The sequence below is a fragment of the Termitidicoccus mucosus genome (assembly GCF_038725785.1).
GTDB lineage: Bacteria > Verrucomicrobiota > Verrucomicrobiia > Opitutales > Opitutaceae > Termitidicoccus > Termitidicoccus mucosus.
On record NZ_CP109796.1, the window covers coordinates 1,892,758 to 1,909,788 of the forward strand.

Genomic DNA, 17,031 nt, shown 5'->3' on the forward strand with positions numbered 1-17,031 from the left:
GGAAGGACGCCAAAGCCGGGAAGGAGCGCCACGAAATTGCGTTGCGGAGTTCCGGGACAAATTGTTCGTTCCGCATTCATGACTGAACGTCCGTCGAGTTTCCAAATCTGGTTTCAGGCCGCGCGCCCGCGCACGCTGCCGGCCGCCGTGGCGCCGGTGCTGGCCGGCTCGGCGCTGGCCTGGCATGACGGCGGATTCCAGGCGGCGGCGGCGTGCGCCTGCCTCGCGTTTGCGCTGCTCATCCAGATCGGAACCAATTTTGCCAACGACTATTATGACCACAAAAAAGGGGCCGACACCGCCGAGCGCGTCGGCCCCCGGCGCGCCGTGGCGATGGGCTGGGTGCGGCCCGCGACGATGCGCGCCGCGATGTGGCTGGTGTTCGCCGCGGCGTTTCTGGCCGGCCTCACCCTCCTGCGGTTCGGAGGCTGGCCGCTGCTCGCCATCGGGGTGACCAGCATCCTGTGCGGCATCGCCTACACCGGCGGCCCCTTCCCGCTCGCCTACAACGGGCTCGGCGATGTGTTTGTGTTTGTGTTTTTCGGCTTGGTGGCGGTCGGGGCCACTTATTTCGTGCAAACCGGCACGCTCACGCTGGATGCCATGCTCGTCGCCTCGGCGATCGGCCTGCTCTCCGTGAACATCCTGCTCGTGAACAATTACCGCGACATGGAAACCGATGCCAAGGCGGGCAAGCGCACGCTGATCGTGCGTTTCGGACGCGGGGTGGCCTGCGTGCAATTCTGTGTGTCGCTGGCCCTGGCGCTGGGCGTGACGGCCGTGCTGTGGGTGCGGGGATTTTCGGCGTGGGTGATGCTGCCGCTGCTGCTTGCGCCCCTGGCGGTTTCGCACGCGAGACGGTTGCGCCGCGACACCGGACCGGCGCAGCGGATCGCGCTCCTCGGGGACACCGGAAAACTGCTCGCGCTTTACGCGCTGCTGCTGGCCGCGGGACTGGCCATGTAGCACGGAGCGCCGGAGTGGCGCCTCTCCATACCGGGCCGTGCCCTGCGAGACCATTTCCCAATGATAATCACCCTTTTTCTGGAGGGCCGAGCTCCTGCGAGGCCGTCGCGGTTATACGTGACGTTTTCCGGCGACGGCCTCGCAGGAGCTCGGCCCTCCAGAAGAGTGTATTTCGTTCGGAATTGGTATGCGGCCCGGCCTCAACCTTTCATGGTTTCAACCGCACTTCGATACTCGTGGCAGAACCGTTGTTGAGTTTTCGGATCCAGAGTTTTTGCTCCGCGGCATCGTAATGCCAGCATTCGGCGGCGGTTTTGCGGAAAGCATCGAGATCGGATGTTTTTGCAAGCAGCACGCCGTCCGCGCGGACCTCGCGGGGGACAGATGAGCCGTCGATGTGCACGCGCAAGAGGTGGTTTCGGCGGGTGGCATCCCAAGTGAGGACAAGGGAGGCATCGTCGTTTCGCGCGGCGGTGATGCGCACGGGCCCCTCGGTGTCGCGGAGTGTGAAAGAACTTTCGCCGCGGAGTTTCGGCCAGATGGCCAGGGTGATATAGCCGGCGGACTCGGGCCAGCCGAAGCCGCTGAAAGTGTTGGCGACCTCCATCGGAATGATGGCCCCCTCGCGGATGTAGAGCGGGAACTTGTCGATGGTGGACCAGCCTTCAAACCATGTCTCGGTGCGCGGACCGGTGACGACGCGCCGGTCGTTCCAGAAATCGTGCCAGCGTCCGGCGGGGAGATAGACCTTGCGGTCGGGGTTGGCGTTGAGCATGGGCGCGACAAGGAGCGCCTCGCCGACCGTGAACTCATCGTCCACGCGCCAGCAGTCGATGTCATGCTGCCAGGTCCACACCAGCGGACGGACCATGGGCGCGGCCGTGGCCGCCGCCTCGTGCCCCAGGCTTTGCCAGAACGGAATCATGTCGGTGTGCAGCCACGCGAGAAAGCGGAAGTGCCGGACCGATTCCTCCGAATACCACCAGGGCATGTGCAGCGTCTGCATGCCGGGAAGAAACGCGCCGAACTGCGCCCAGCGCAGCCAGACTTTTTCCGGCGCGGGCTGGTCCTCGAAACCGCCTATGTCGGTCGAGAGAAAGGGCGCGCCGCAAAACGCGAGCGAAAGCGTGGAATACACCGACGAGGGCAGGCCGTTGTTGGCAAAACTGCCGGCCAGATCGCCGGGCCATTTGAAATTGTGGTGCGCGGCGGAGCCCATCCACCCGGCGCGCGGGATCATGAGATAATCGTCGCCTAGCCGCGAGGAAAGCGCCTCGTGGAAGACGCGGTTGTATTCCATCGCGTAGGAATTGCGCACGTCGGCCCCCCTGCGTCCGCCGTGGAGAACGGCGTCGGGCTCGAGATCCTGCCCCGCATCGAGTTTGAAGCCGGCGATGCCGGTATCGAGACTGCGCACGATCTGCCGCTTCCACCAGTCGCGCGCCTCGGGGTTGAAAAAATCGATGTAATTGTAGAGGCGTCCAACCATGAGCTCGCCGGAGCCGGTTACGACGGCGTCGGCGGTTTTCACATCGCCGGACGGTTTTTGCACGAGGTAGCCGTGCTCGACGGCCTCGGCCCAGTTGGAGGCGTTTTTTGTGGTGTAGGGGACGGTCCACGCAAGTGTGCGCACGCCCATGCCGCGGAGCTCGGCGATGGTGCCCTTGAGGTCGGGATCGAAGCCGGGGTCGGGGTTGAACGAGGTGCGCGCGTCCTGCCAGGGCGGCTCCAGCCAGGTCGTGCCGACGGGAATGGAGAGTGCGTCGAGTTTTTTCACCATGTCGATGAAATGGCGGCCCTTCAAGGTCTCGATTTTCGCACCGGGCTGCTCCGGGTCGGCCATGAGCCAAAACCAGGGCTTCAGGCTCCAGCGCGGCGGTTGTTTGGGCAGGCCGCGGCCGGTGAAAAACCCGCGCACGACCGAGGGAATGTCGCCGCCGCGGACGAGGGTGAGGTCAAGCGTGTCCGCGGGCGCCTCGTAGGTGATGCGGTCGGCGCGGTTCCGGCCCACGTCAAAATGGACGCGGCCGCCGTAGTCGAGGAAGAACGCGTAGTTTTTTGTGGATACGTAATAGGGCATGTAGGCGCATTCGTCCGGCGTGCCGCCCGCGGCCCAGAGATCGAAGGCCGCGCCGCGCTGGGCGACGCGGCCGTTCCACATTTCGCCGAAGCCGTAGATTTCCTCGACGGGGGCGAGCATGGTCGCGCCGCGGACCGCGGAGACGGTCCGGGTTTCGGCGCGGATGACGATGCGGAAGCCGCCTGCGCCGGCCGCCGAGATTTCAACGACGCCCCGGGTGGCGTCGGCGAGGACGACGGCGAGGCGTCCGTTTTGGTCCATTGAGGTGACCTGCGAAACCGGAAACCAAGTGTCACCCATCTTGAACTCGGGCGCGGCCGCCTCGGCGAATTGCACGGCGCCGTCGGGCGCGAGCAGGCTCAGGCGCCATGGATTTTTCGCGAGGACGAGCGTGGCATTTTCGTTGCCGACGCGGATTTCATCGCGGGATTCCTCGAACGTGAGCGCGGCGGAAAAAACCGAAAGATGGAGACCGAAAACCGAGAAACACAGCAGGAAAGAAAATTTGCGCATGAGAGAATGGAGCGGCTTGGGTGATGCGGCGGCATCCGCCGGGCTGGCGGGAAAGCGGCGGGACCAACGGGGATGGATGGTTATTCCATCAACGCGTTGGCGCACCAGATGACGGGGGCCTGTCCGTGCAGATCGCCGGTGACACGGCCGCGGTTGAGATAGTGATTGCGATCGTTGAGCGCGTTGGTGCCCTCGCACACGTCGCGGATGGCGCCATCGGGATTGATCCAGCCGGCGAGGGCAAGCCAGCCTTTGCGGGCGGCCGGGCCGTAGGTGGCGGCGTCGAGCCAGCCGTGTTTCACGCCGGTCGCAAACGCATAGGTGAACATCCCGGTGCAGGACGATTCCTGCCAGGAGGACGAATCGTCGATGAGCTGATGCCACTTGCCCTCGGCATCCTGATGCCGGAGGAGCGTGGCCATCATCTTTTGGTAACCGGCCATGATGCGGGCGCGATTGGGATGCCCGGCGGGGAGCGCGCGGAGCAGTTCGGACATGCCGGCGGCAAACCAGCCGTTGCCGCGCCCCCAGAAAAAGGGCGCGTCGGGCGCGTGGTGGAAGAGGCCGTTCGGCTGCTGGAGTTTGTCGAGGTAGGCGACGGCTTCGAGGGCGGCCCGGTCGAGATACTTGTTGTCCCCGGTGGCGCGATACGCCTGCGTTTGCAGCATCGTGATCATATACATGTCATCGATCCAGAAACGGGTGTGCCAGCTCAGCCCGCGCGTGACGGCTTCGCGCGCGGTGTCGTCGAGCTTGCTTTGGTCGGCGGGTGTCGTCCATTGCGCGTCAGCGAGATCGAGGCCGATTTTGAGAAAGCGTTTGTCGCCGGTGCGCATGTAGAGCTCGAGCGGCACGGAGCCGAAAACGGTGGTGTCAACGTTGAGCGGTTTCGAGATATAGTGCGCCTGCTCGCCGAAGAGCGGGTCGAAGCGCCTCACCAGACGTTCGGTGAGCGCCGGGTCTCCGGTTTGTTTCGCAAAGCGGAGCGCGCCCTGCCATGTGCAGGTCTCGACATAGTGGATCATGCCGCTCGCCTTGTGGATGCGGAAGGGATTCGAGAGAAAGGTCTCGACGACGCGTCCGCCGACCTCGCGCGGCGACCGGCCTTCGGGCCATTGGCCGGACTCGCGCGGGACGGCTTTTCCGTCCGGTCCGCACGCAGTGAGAAGAGCGCAGCACAAGGCAAGCGCGAGGCCTGCCGGGAGGGGAGGTTTCGGGAGGATGGTGGTGTGCATAGGGACTTGGGCAGAGAGGGGAGCGATGCTGAATGATTCCGTCCGGCGATGATGAAACCAGGGGAGGCTTCAATCGGAATAGTTTCACAACATGAAATAATAGTTTCGTCAAACAAAATACTTGAGATTCATCCGGATTGCCTCCACCCTGTCCTGGCCGCGCGCCGGAGCGCTTCCCAACATCTTTCCCTTCCCGTATGAAACCTGTCGAGCCCGAGTTTGAATTTGCGCTGGACGTGCACGCGATCCTGGGCGAGGGCGCGCTGTGGGACGCGCGCGCGGGGGCGCTGCTCTGGGTTGACATCCTCGGGCGGCGGGTCGGGCGGTTGAATCCGGCGACGTGGGCGAATGAATGCTGGACGCTGGACTCTCCGGTGAGCGCGGTCGTGCCGACGGAAAGCGGAGGTTTGCTGGTCGCGGTCAACGGCGGAGTGGCGAGGCTGGATCCCGTGAGCGGGCGGCTGACCGGCATGACGTGCCCCGAGGGACATGACCCGAAAACCACCCGGTTCAATGACGGGAAATGCGATCCGTCCGGACGGTTTGTCGCCGGAACGGTTTCCCTCGCGGGACAGGCGGGGATGGGATCGCTTTATGTGTTTGAGCATTCCCGCGAGGGGTCGCCGGCGCGGCCGCGACGCCTGCTGTCCGGAGTATCCATTTCCAACGGGCTGGCATGGAGCCTCGATCATTCGCGCATGTATTACATCGACACGCCGACACGGACGATCAGCGTCTTCGATTATGACCTCGGGCGCGGCGGGCTCCGGAATCGCCGGGCGGCGGTCGAGATCCCGGAGCGAATGGGATTGCCCGACGGGATGACCATCGACGCGGAGGGAATGCTGTGGGTGGCGCTCTGGGGCGGAGGCGCGGTCACGCGCTGGGACCCGGGCACGGGAAAACTGCTTTGCCATTATGCGCTGCCGGTCACGCATGTGACGTCCTGCGCGTTTGGCGGCCCCGGGTTGCGCACGCTTTTTGTCACGACCGCCCGCGCCGATCTCGGAGCGGACGAGCTTGCGCGCCAGTCGCTGGCCGGCGCGATCTTCGCCATCAAGACCGGCGTGGCGGGTGTGGAGGCATTCTATTTTCGGGACGGCGCCGCGTGAAGAAGAGCCCCATGCGCCTTGTGCCCGCCGCGTTGACACAAGGTCAATCCTCAGTCGGGCCCGGTTGCGACGCGTTTTTCGGGACGGCGGGAGGCCGGCGGTCTTCCGCCTGTCCGCTCTTCGCCTTGTCCGGCACCACCTCCGCATCGCCGATGGTGACGACCCCTTCCTTCAGCTTGCCGTCGAGCACGGCAGGCAGGCCGTCCTGACCGAAGAAATCCGCGCCGGCATTGAGGAACGATGGGAGCATTTCCGTCAGCGTGGTGCCCGCGCTTCCGGTGCTGAGCTTGGAGCGCCAGAGCATTTTTTTCCTGCCCGCCTTGAGTTCCGCCCGGTCGAAGGCGGCCACCACGAGAAAGTAACGCCCATCGTCCAGGTTGGGCGGATTGCGGGCGAGGTCCACGCTGCCCTCCTCCAGGTTCATTTTGTTGGTGGTCACCAGCGACAGCATGCGCTCGCGGGTGCGGCGGTCCCCGTCCTCCGCGTTGATGCTGCCCCAAGCGTAGGCAATGACGAGCGACGGTGGCGGGGTGCCCTTGCCCGCCTTGAGGTAGTGCCGGCCGGCGAGCGCCTTTTCCACCAGCGGCTCGACCTCGTCGCGGGGCGGAATCTGCTCGCCCGCGTAAATGGCCCCGAGCTCCACCCCGCCGATGGAGCGGAACGCGTAATACGCCGGCGCTTCCGCGGTCGGCGGCTCAAAATTCGGTGCCGCCTTGGAACGCTCGGCCGCGACCGTGACATCCGTGGGCGGGGCGCCGGAATCGGAGACGCACGCAGCCACAAACAGGACAGGCGGCAGGAAAATGAGGAGTCCGGCTGGCGGCAGTGAAATTCTCATAAAAACATTCCGGCAGCGATGCAGAGCGTTTTGGGAATGTCGAATTCATTTTGATTTTTTCGAATTACTGATTCACATAGTGAAATGTAATCCTTTTGCCACAGGCCATATCCCGTATTGGAATAATCCCCACCGGTCACCCCGCCTCCATCGGCCGGTTTATTGGAACAGGCAACCCAAAAGACATGAAGCATTCCCCAACACCCCACGCCTTTCTTCCTCCGCCCCGCTTTCATGCAACCGTTTGATATTTCCAAGTTATAGTGATCAAAAATGAACAACCCCCGATCGGTCCACGACCTGCCGCCGGCGGATCGGAGAACGGGCGCCGCGAGGCCTTTCGCTTTTTCCCCCCGTGATTGCGGGCAGCGGATTTCAACATGGCATCAATGATGCTTAAAAATAACGCATCATTTTACTTGACGAAATCCTCAATTCACATTGTGAAATTAAATCCAGCCCAAACAATCATGCTTTACCCCTTTTCCCAGGCATGCGCAATTTCCCCCGAATCGCCGCGGCATCCCCACCGCGCCCGCCGGCAAGGCAGACGCTTTTCAACGGATACGGATCCTCGTCCCCTTTGGCATGCCGTCCGCGGACGGCGGTTTTTCGATCCATCATAAACCAACAGACAGAGAACCCACTCTCATGAGCCCACGTTCTTCAGCATCATTCCTTGCGCGGCTGCTTTCCGCGCAATTGTGCGTCCTCGCAGTGTGCGCCGCGCAGTCCCGTGCGCAGGCGGTCAGGCCGGCGCCCGGCGACGCCCCCGAGTCCGCACGCTCCGGGGAAAAAGACTCTCCGGTCCGGATCCAAACCACCCTGCCGGGCGACGCCGACAACGAGGATCCGGTTGAAATGTCCGTCTTCGAGGTCACCGCCAAAAAGCGCGGCTACTACGCCGAAAGCACCATGGCGGGCACGCGCCTGAACTCCAGCATCGAGGACCTGGGCGCGGCCATCACCGTGATCACCACGGAGCAGATGGACGACTTCGGCATGCTCGACATCAACGATATTTTTAACTTCGAGGTCGGCACCGAGGGCGCGGGCACTTTCACGGATGTCTCGATTGATGCGAACGGTTCGGTGTCCGACGGCAACATGGACAGTCCCGGGACGGCCAACCGCGTGCGCGGCCTGGGCAATCCCAACCAGACCTTCGGCAATTTCGAGACCAGCGGGCGCACCCCGCTGGACCGCCTGCTGCTCGACGGCGTCGAGATCACCCGCGGTCCCAGCTCGATCATCGCCGGCCTCGGCAACCCCGCCGGCACGATCAACTCCATCCCCGCCACCCCTCACCTCACCCGCAACAGAAACAAGGCCCAAGTCCGGCTCGACGGCAACAACGGCTTTCGCGAGTCGCTCGACGTGAGCCGCGTGCTCGTCAAGGGCAGGCTCGCCGTGCGCGCCCAGCAGATGTTCTGGCACCAGGGCTTCCAGCGCAAACCGTCCGGCACTGACGCGGAGCTTTATAATTTCATGGTCAAATACCAGCCGTCCAAGCGGACGGTCTTTAATGTCGCCTACTCGAAATATAAAATCTCGGGCAACCGCGCCAACGTGATCACGCCCGCCGACGGCATCACCCCCTGGCGCGAACGGGGCGAATACACGTGGGACCCGCTGGAGCCGAACCTCAGCAGCACCTTCGGGGCCGCCTACGACCGGAACGGAAACAAAATCCCCGGCCAGGCCAATACCAACTACATGACGAACAACGGCGGCCTTGCCCGCATGTTCCAGACCTCCGGCCGCGGCACGTCCCTCCTGTTTGTGGACCGCGACGGCAGCATTCTCTGGATGTCGCCGCGCGGCACAGAGACCGACAACGCCTTCGCCAACGATCAGACCCTGTATAATTACGCCATGGTGGCGCAGCAACCCGTGCTTGATCCGAACCTGCCGGTCTCGACGACCTCCCGCTATCCCGTCGGCGTTCATGACCAGTCATTATATGACTGGACCAGCATCAACATTGCCGCGACCGACTGGTTCTACCAGACGAACGACACCATTCTGGCCCGGCTGACCCAGACGTTTATAGAAACCCCCAGGCAATATCTGGCAGTGGATCTCGGATGGTTCCGGGAGGATTCCACCTCCTACAGCAAAATGCTCATGGGGAAATCCAAGAAAAACCAGACCAGCAGCTTTCTCGGGATTGATATAAACCGGAAATTATACGACGGCAGCGACAATCCCAATTACCTGCGCCCCTACCTGGCGGTGAACCAGGATCTCGTGAGCGAAAACCCGCTGCTCAACGACACCTTCCGCACCCAGATGGCTTACAAACTCGATTTTCGCCGTGACACGGGCTGGACCCGCTGGCTCGGACTGCACCAAGTCACCGCCTATCATGAATACAAACAGTTTGAGACACGCAGATACAACTACCGGCATGCGCTGACCGACGAGCACCCGTGGCTGCCCGCCGGCACGCCGCGCGGCACCTCGAACAACCAGGAGGTCATCAACCCGGACCTGCCTTGGAACCAAATCTCGAACACCAACACCCGGAATTACGCCTTTTATTACATGGGGGACGCCATCGGGCAGAATGTGGACTACTCTCCCGGCACCCTCACTCCCGGCCAGTATGACTACATCTGGGGCAATGTCGCAACCGGCCTGATCCACCACGAACCCGCCTATCTGGGACTGGCCGCCGACCTCGCCGGCTCCGGCGGGACAAACAACTCCTTGAAAATCACCAAGGGTATGGGCGCGGTGCTGCAAAGCCACCTCGTGCGGGACGGCGTGGTCGTCACGGCCGGCGTCAGGCGCGACCGGGTTTTCCAAAAGGACGGAGTCTCCCCGCAACTATTGCCCGACGGACTCACGCACGACTTTGCCTGGGACAACCGCTGGGTTGACAAATGGAGGCTGAACTCCGGCACCACGCATGCCGAGGGCGTGGTGGTGAAACCCGCCGCGTGGATAGACGCGAACGCGCCGTGGTATTTGCGTTGGATGCGCCAAGTCTCGGTGTTCTACAACCAATCGGACAGCCTCGACCTCAACTATGACCCGGCGATCAACCTGGCCGGACAGGACATCCCCAATCCGACAGGGACGGGCAAGGACTACGGCTTCACGCTGCGGCTCTTCAACAACCGGTTGATCATGAAATTGAATCGCTACGAAAACCGCACCCAGAACCAGCGCGGCACCGCGGCGCCTGTCGGGCGGGTGTTGTTGTTTGATATCTATGAAGTGGACTACGAAGACGAGGATCTCCCGGACGACCAGACCGCCAACCGCACATTCAGCCTGAACAAGATTGCCTCCGATTGGGTGAAGCAACAGGCGCTGGCGGCGGGGGAAACCCTTACGCCCACCGAGATTTTCAACCGCGTGGCGGCCATCATGCAAATGACCCCGGAGCGTCTGCGCACCCTGCAACTCTACCGCACCAGAGTCACCGAAGTGGATGAAGGGCTGGCCAAGGGCTATGAATTCGAGATGAACTGGGCGCCCACCGACTACTTGAACCTGCGGTTCAATGCCTCGAAAGCGGAGGCCAGAAACATCACGGTGGCACCGGGATTCGCCGCGTATTTGGAGGAACGCCTGGAGTTCTGGCAAAACCTGATCGACCCGCTGACCGGAGCCCGCTGGTGGACCAGCGCCTATGTGAACGAGGCAACCGGATTGCCCGGGCAGACCGCCGAGCGGTGGTTTAACGACAGTGTGAAGCCCGATTGGGATCTGGCCAAGCAGCGCGAGGGCATCCCCAGGGACAACGTCTCGGAATACACCGTGAAATTTCTGGCCAACATGCGGCTGTCGGGCATCACCAACCATCCCATATTAAAGGCGGTCGATGTGGGCGGCTCCATAAGATGGCAATCCAAGATCGGCATCGGCAATTACGGCATTGATTTGGACGGCCCGGACCCGGTGACCGGGCAGATCGTTCATACCAAACTGGACCCCACCCGCCCCGTCTGGGGCGAATCCACCACCATCGTGGATTTCAACGTGGGATACCGGACAAAGCTATGGAGAAACAGGGTCGCCGCCCGGTTTCAATTCGCCATTGCCAACGCCTTTGAGGACGGGCGGCTCCAAGCCGTCCGCGCCGACTCGAACGGCAAGCCCTATGTGTGGCGCATCATTGACCCCCGCCAGTTCAACTTCATCGCGACTTTCGAGTTTTAATAATAATGCGCCGGGTCCTTTCCAGTCTTCTCGCCTGCCTTGCAGGATTGACCGTGCCGGCGGCATATGCCGTCGAGGACGGAAATGGGCTGCCCTTGCTGGAGCCCGGCGAGTTGCGGGTCGTGCCGTCGTTTGAAAGTTGCAGTTATTATTTCCGCCCCGAAAAGGGCGGCGCGTTTCGCGTGGAATACCGGGCCGCCGGGGAGACCGCATGGCTGGCCGCGCACGCGCCCGTTTGCGACCAGCCCGAAAAAATATACAAGGGCAGTTTGTTCGGCCTGCGGGAGGATGCCGCCTATCAGCTCCGGGTGCGCATGGAAAATGCAATGGAGCCGGCGCTCGCGTCCGCCTGTTTCCGCACGTGGTCCAGTGCGCCGCCTGTCGCAATGACCGTGGACCTTTCACAAATGCCGGATGTCTCGGAAAATGGCATCGTCATCACCGGGCAGGGCGCGCCCGATGGCTGGATCAAATATACCGCGCCAACGGGTTTTATTGTCCGCCGCGCCCCGCGCGCCAACGACAACCAGCCCGCAGCCATCGTCCTGAAAGGCGCGCGTTATATAATTCTTGAAAACCTCGCCGTCGAGGGCGGCGAGCGGCATGCCGTGCTCGTGGAGGACTGTGACTCCGTCCGCATCCTCAACTGCGACCTTTCCGGCTGGGGCCGCACCGGAGTGCAGCAGTTCGACAACACCAAGGCGCGCGGGAAATACATGGATGCCTCGGGACAGTTGATAAACCTCGACGGCGGCGTGCAGATTCGCCGGAGCGCCGGCACCGTGGTGGAGCGTTGTTACATCCATGATCCGCGCGGGCGCGCGAACTCGTGGATGTTCTCCCACCCCGCCGGCCCGGAGGCCGTGGTGGTCGATCATGCAAAGGGCGGCACCGTGCTGCGCTGGAACGACATGGTCGGCAGCGACGAGCACCGCTGGAACGACGTGATCGAGTGCAACAGCAACTCCTCCCCCGAGGGCGGCTTCCATCGCGACAGCGACATCGCGGGCAACTTCCTCGCCTTCGGCAATGATGACGGCGTCGAATTGGAGGGCGGCGGCATGAATGTCCGCTTCACCCGCAACAAAATCGAGGGCACGCTTTGCGGCGTGAGCTTCGGCCCGTGCCTCGTCGGCCCGCAGTTCGCCATCGGCAACCTCATCGCGAATCCCGGCGACGAGGCCGGTCTGGCGCTCATGTTCTTCAAAAACAGCCACCGCCTGGAACAGCGCGGAAAACGGTTTATATACAACAACACGCTCCACGGCTTCGGCCCGTCCGCCGGGGCGTTCGGCGCCTACGGCGGCGGGGCGGCGGTCATGCGCAATAATATTTTCGTCTGCAACGATGCCCGGCAGCCCGGCGATTGGGCGCGCGCCGAGGACTTCGACCACGACCTGTTTTGGGTCAACCGTGCGCGCTCTCCGTCGGATAAATTCACGGCCGCCTGGCGCGGTTATGGACAGGAGAAACATGCCCTCGCCGCCGATCCCCGGCTGGCTGATCCCGCCGCCGGCGACTACCGGCCCGCCGCGCACAGTCCCGCCCGGGGCCGTGCCGTCGAAGTGCCCGGCGTGGTGCCCGCCGGAACCGACATGGGGGCGTTTTTCGGCGGCATCGCCGACCTGCCCGTGCGTCCTCTCGCGCTGACCGCGCGTCCCGCGCAGGTGAATTTCGCCTCGGGCGGAGCCGCCGTGGTTTCGGTCAGTCTGCCGACGGACGCGCCCGCTTCCGTCGCCTTCCAGATTCGCAAGAACAATGTTTTCGACTGGTTTGACGTCGCGCCCGCCTCCGGGACGGTCGGGCCGGGCGAAACCCTCCAGCTCACCGTCACCACCGACGCGGCCAGGCTCACGGGACGCCCGCTCTTCCGGGGCGCGTTTCTCGTGCGCACGGCGAACGGCCTCTCGCGTCCCGTGTCGGTCTACGCAAAAGGCCGGTTCACCGAGGACGCCCGTCCCGCCACCGCGCCCAACAGTGTTTATATCGAGGCGGGCGAGGCGGCATCCGGCGCACAAATCGACATCCCGGAGGACGGGACCTACGCGCTGCTCGCCCGCGCAAGCCTCGAGGGCGACTGGGGCCAAAAGCGCGAATTCGACGTGAGCGTGGACGGCGCGCACGCGACCGGGTCGGTCGCGGTGACGCCGGACTACCAATGGAATTTCAACCAAGGCTCGGAGCGTGTCCTCTGGCTTCATTCGCTGGGTCCGATCTCCGCCGGGAAACACCGCGTGGTCGTCAGACCGTCCGGCGTGGAATTTAACATAGCCGAATATATTATCACCGACAATCCGTCGGTGTTCTTTGTCCAGGACTGGGTGCTCAAACGATGAAAAGCGCGCGCATACTTCTCCTTTTCCTCGTCGCATGCCTCGCGCCCGCCGCCGCCGGGACGCTCGATCTCGGCAACGGCACGCGCCTCACCTATACCACGCCCGCGCCGGTGATCGACGGCGAAAAGCTCCCCGCGCCCGACTTCGATGCCGACGGACGGGCCCTCGTCGCCGGCCTGCGCCTCACGCGCACCGTCACGGCTTGCGAAGGTGGCTTCACCCTTCGCCTCTCCGTCACCAATACCCGCGACACCGCCATCGCCCTGCGCGGCCTCATCCCGTTGCAAATCCACGCCCAGGACCATCTCCTCGTGGCGGGCACGAGCATCCCCGAGTGGACGATCTTCCGCATGGCGCGCCACAAAAACGACGTTCCCGGCCCGTTCCGCCCGACGCTTCGCAACGAAGCCGCGCAGGAAGCCGCCGCGGACAACTCGCAGGGCGTCCACGGCGAGGACGATCCCGGCGAAACCGCCGCGGGGGCGGTCTCTTATCATGCCGACCCGGGATTTGTCATCATTCCCGACACGGGCCCTGAAACCTCCGCGCTGTTCATCGGCTTCGACGGTCAGACTGAACACCTGAGCGACGTCTCGGTGCGGCCCGACAAAAACCTCGCCGCCTTGCAGACGCTCACCGCGCTGGCGGAATTCGACGGCGTGGCGGTTCCGCCCGGCGCAACGCGGACGACCCACACCCTTTATATACAAACCGGCAAAGACTGCGACTCTCTGCTGCGGGCGCATGCGCAACGGATAAAAGAACGCGAGGGCGCGCGGATTGCGGACAAAAGAAATGTATTTTGCACGTGGTATTTCTATGGGCCTGAAATCACCGCGGACGATATTCGCAAGGATCTGGGCGAGTTGAAAAGGCGCCCGGTCAAGTTCGACACATTCCTCATTGATTACAACTGGGACGACCGTTTCGGCGACTGGAACAGCAACTTGGAGCGTTTCCCCGACGGCATGCAGGCCATGGCCCGTGAAATAATACAAGCCGGTCTTACTCCCGGACTCTGGAGCTGCCCTTTCTTCCTCGATCCGAAATCCGAGGCGCTCAAGCGCTACCCCGACCTCCCGCTCAAAAATCGGAAGGGCGAGCGCATCACCAACAAAACCATGCCTTTCATGGATCCCTGCTTTGTCCTCGATCCCACCGCGCCCTCGGCGGAGGCGTTCTTGACGGAGCTGTGCCGGAAATTCACCGGCTGGGGCTACGGGTATTTGAAATTCGATTTTCTGCGCATTGTCACGCTGGACGAAAACGCCGTCTTCCACGATCGCACCATGAACCGCGCCCAGGCCTACCGGCGCGGGTTGGAAATCCTCCGCCGCGCCGCGGGCGAGCGCACCATGATTGGCATCTGGGGCGGACTCTACGAAGCCAGCGCGGGACTCGTTGACATCATGCGCTCCGGCTCTGATGTCCGCGGCCACTGGGACCCGCTTCCGGGCGATCCTCATTCGACCCGCTACCCGGTGCGAATGCGCCAGACTTTTGCCCGCGCCTTCTACGACGACATTCTTTGGACCAGCGACCAGGATGCCCTCCAGCTCCGCCGTCGCGCCTTTGCCGATCGCTGGCGTTCCACCCGTCCCCATATCTCGATGGGCAATTTCACCGACGAGGAGGCGTTTTCCCTTGTTGTGTATAGATTTCTCGGCGGCGGTGTGGTGCAGGTTTCCGAAAAACTCGATGAGCTCGATCAGGATCGCTATGATTTATATAAGATGGTGATTCCCGCCCGGGCTCCGGTAGCGCGGCGTTTTGGCGGCTGGACCGATTATCTGCCGGAAAAGTTTGCCAGCCACTTTGACGCAAAAAAAGAAAGCGGCAGGATGCCGCTTCCGCCCTGGTCCGTCATCACGCTGTGCAATTGGAACGGCAACACCGCGAGGGCATTGGCTTTCAGGCCGGCGGACGTGCCCGACCTCCCGGCGGCCCCCGTTTATGTGGCGTTCGAGTTCAAGACGCAGACATTCCTCGGCGTTTACAAGCCGGACGACACGATTGTCCAAGACCTGCCACCCCATGCCGCGCGCGTCATCCGGCTCACCCCGCTCGGCGCATCAGACCGCCATCTGGTCGGGACGGACTTGAGCATGACCTGCGGCATGGAAATCCAGTCACTCGACGGCGCGACGCCGGTGCTCGACCCGGCCTTCCGCGACTTCCCGGCGACCTTCACCTTCATCGATTACAAAAACGGCAAGGCGATAATCACAAAAATAAAAACCAACCAACACTAACCGCAGATGAACGCAGACAGGCGCAGATTATATAAAACCATAATGACCGCATTTTATCTGCGTCCATCTGCATTCATCTGCGGTTAAAAAAATTCTCCCATGAAAATCATCCGCTTCATCCACAGTGACCGCACCATCCGCTTTGGCGCGCTCTCCGATTCCGGGGCAGTCGAACTCCTTTCCGGCGGCCTCCCGGATGGCCTGGTCCGCACCGGACAGACCGTCACACCCGGCAAACTCCTCGCTCCGCTCGCGCCCGCCATCATCCTCGGCATCGGGTTGAACTACCGGCATCACGCCGCCGAGACCGGTGCGAAAATCCCCGAGTATCCCATCCTCTTCATCAAGGGACCGAACACTCTGCAAAACCCGGGGGACCCGATTTACATACCGGTCGCGCAAGCCAGCGACGAGGTGGATTACGAGTGCGAGCTCGCCGTGGTCATCGGCAGGACCTGCAAAAACGTGAAGCGCGCCGACGCCCTCGGTTACGTGCTCGGCTACACCTGCGCCAACGACGTGAGCGCGCGCGACTGGCAGATCAAGCGCGGCGGCAGCCAGTGGACGCGCGGCAAAAACTACGACACGTTCTGCCCGCTCGGTCCCTGCCTGGTGACCACCGACGAGATTCCCGATCCCAACGCCCTCCGCATTCGCACGCTCCTCAACGGCGAGGCCGTGCAGGACTGGAACACCGGCGACATGATTTTCGACGTGCCCGCGCTCATCGAATTTCTCAGCGCGAGCACCACGCTCCACCCCGGCACGGTCATCATCACCGGCACCCCGCACGGCGTCGGCATGGCCGCCAAGCCGCCCCGCTGGCTCCGGCCCGGCGATGTCGTCACCGTGGACATCGAAAAAATCGGACAACTCACCAATCCCGTCGCACTGGAACAATTATAAACACGGCCCCGGCAAAAATAACGCCGCTCTGCGCGTCCTTAAACCAACCGCCCTCCCGTTTATTTAATCATGAAAACACCCATGCTGACCGAACTGAAAACACCAAAAGCAACGCCCGGCGCTTCCGGGCGTTTTGCCCGCGCGGCCGTGCCCGTGAAAATCACCGCTGCGCTCGCACTCGCGTTCGCCTTTGGCGCGACGTCGGCGCTTGGGCAAAACTGGACTGGCGGCGCCGGCACGACTGACTGGAACACCGCCGGGAACTGGGACACCGGCGTGCCCGCGCCCACCGGAAACGTCGTAATCAATACTGGAACGAGCGGCCCCGTCATCAGCTCGGGCGAGATTAACATCACCGGCCTGTCCATGGGCGTGAGCCCCGGCACGGGCGCTCTGACGATTAACGGCAGCGGGACTCTGCATATCGGCACCGGCGCCACCCGCTTCTCGCAAAATAACATGGCGTATCTCACCGTCACGGACAACGCCCGCCTTATCATGGACGCCACCAATGTGGATTTCGCCTATAATAATGCCAGCCTGGTCGCGGTCATAAGCGGAAGCGCCCTGGTGGAAAACAGTGGCACGGGGTCGGTCATATTTGGCGAACGCACCGGAGG

The 17,031-nt window shown here is 62.9% G+C and carries 10 protein-coding genes; 6 read left to right on the forward strand and 4 right to left on the reverse strand.

Features of this window, described 5'->3' with window-relative positions:
* The first annotated feature begins 78 nt into the window (after window positions 1-78).
* Entirely contained in the window at window positions 79-966 is an 888-nt protein-coding gene (locus OH491_RS06370) for a 1,4-dihydroxy-2-naphthoate polyprenyltransferase (RefSeq protein WP_068771807.1), read from the forward strand.
* Between the two features lie 208 nt (window positions 967-1,174).
* Here the strand turns inward: OH491_RS06370 and OH491_RS06375 are convergent, their stop codons facing one another.
* Window positions 1,175-3,559, reverse strand: coding sequence for a TIM-barrel domain-containing protein (locus OH491_RS06375; protein ID WP_068771806.1), 2,385 nt, complete (start codon window positions 3,557-3,559; stop codon window positions 1,175-1,177).
* A gap of 80 nt (window positions 3,560-3,639) precedes the next feature.
* Complete coding sequence (locus OH491_RS06380; protein ID WP_068771805.1) at window positions 3,640-4,794, reverse strand: glycoside hydrolase family 88/105 protein; 1,155 nt, start codon at window positions 4,792-4,794, stop codon at window positions 3,640-3,642.
* A gap of 197 nt (window positions 4,795-4,991) precedes the next feature.
* Here OH491_RS06380 and OH491_RS06385 point away from each other — a divergent pair, with 197 nt between their 5' ends.
* Window positions 4,992-5,906 (forward strand): SMP-30/gluconolactonase/LRE family protein, encoded by a 915-nt coding sequence (locus tag OH491_RS06385; protein WP_068771804.1) that lies wholly within the window; start codon window positions 4,992-4,994, stop codon window positions 5,904-5,906.
* Window positions 5,907-5,949: 43 nt separating this feature from the next.
* Here the strand turns inward: OH491_RS06385 and OH491_RS06390 are convergent, their stop codons facing one another.
* Together OH491_RS06390 and OH491_RS06395 are read right to left on the reverse strand one after the other, a co-directional pair.
* On the reverse strand, window positions 5,950-6,744 hold the full coding sequence (locus OH491_RS06390; protein WP_068771803.1) for a hypothetical protein: 795 nt from the start codon (window positions 6,742-6,744) through the stop codon (window positions 5,950-5,952).
* A complete protein-coding gene (locus OH491_RS06395) occupies window positions 6,741-6,980 on the reverse strand; it encodes a hypothetical protein (RefSeq protein WP_145928972.1) in 240 nt (79 codons plus the stop codon). Before OH491_RS06395 ends, OH491_RS06390 begins: the two co-directional genes overlap by 4 nt.
* Window positions 6,981-7,395: 415 nt before the next feature.
* On the opposite strand from OH491_RS06395, the gene OH491_RS06400 reads away from it, so the two are divergent.
* The 4 genes from OH491_RS06400 to OH491_RS06415 all read left to right on the forward strand — a co-directional run bounded on the left by OH491_RS06400 (window position 7,396) and on the right by OH491_RS06415 (window position 16,411).
* Complete coding sequence (locus OH491_RS06400) at window positions 7,396-10,917, forward strand: hypothetical protein (RefSeq protein WP_145928971.1); 3,522 nt, start codon at window positions 7,396-7,398, stop codon at window positions 10,915-10,917.
* 5 nt (window positions 10,918-10,922) lie between these two features.
* Window positions 10,923-13,253, forward strand: a complete 2,331-nt coding sequence (locus OH491_RS06405; RefSeq protein WP_145928970.1) for a right-handed parallel beta-helix repeat-containing protein — start codon at window positions 10,923-10,925, stop codon at window positions 13,251-13,253.
* A complete protein-coding gene (locus OH491_RS06410) occupies window positions 13,250-15,505 on the forward strand; it encodes an alpha-galactosidase (RefSeq protein ID WP_068771800.1) in 2,256 nt (751 codons plus the stop codon). The genes OH491_RS06405 and OH491_RS06410 overlap by 4 nt, the downstream gene beginning before the upstream one ends.
* A 99-nt stretch (window positions 15,506-15,604) precedes the next feature.
* A complete protein-coding gene (locus OH491_RS06415; RefSeq protein WP_068771799.1) occupies window positions 15,605-16,411 on the forward strand; it encodes a fumarylacetoacetate hydrolase family protein in 807 nt (268 codons plus the stop codon).
* Window positions 16,412-17,031 lie beyond the last annotated feature (620 nt).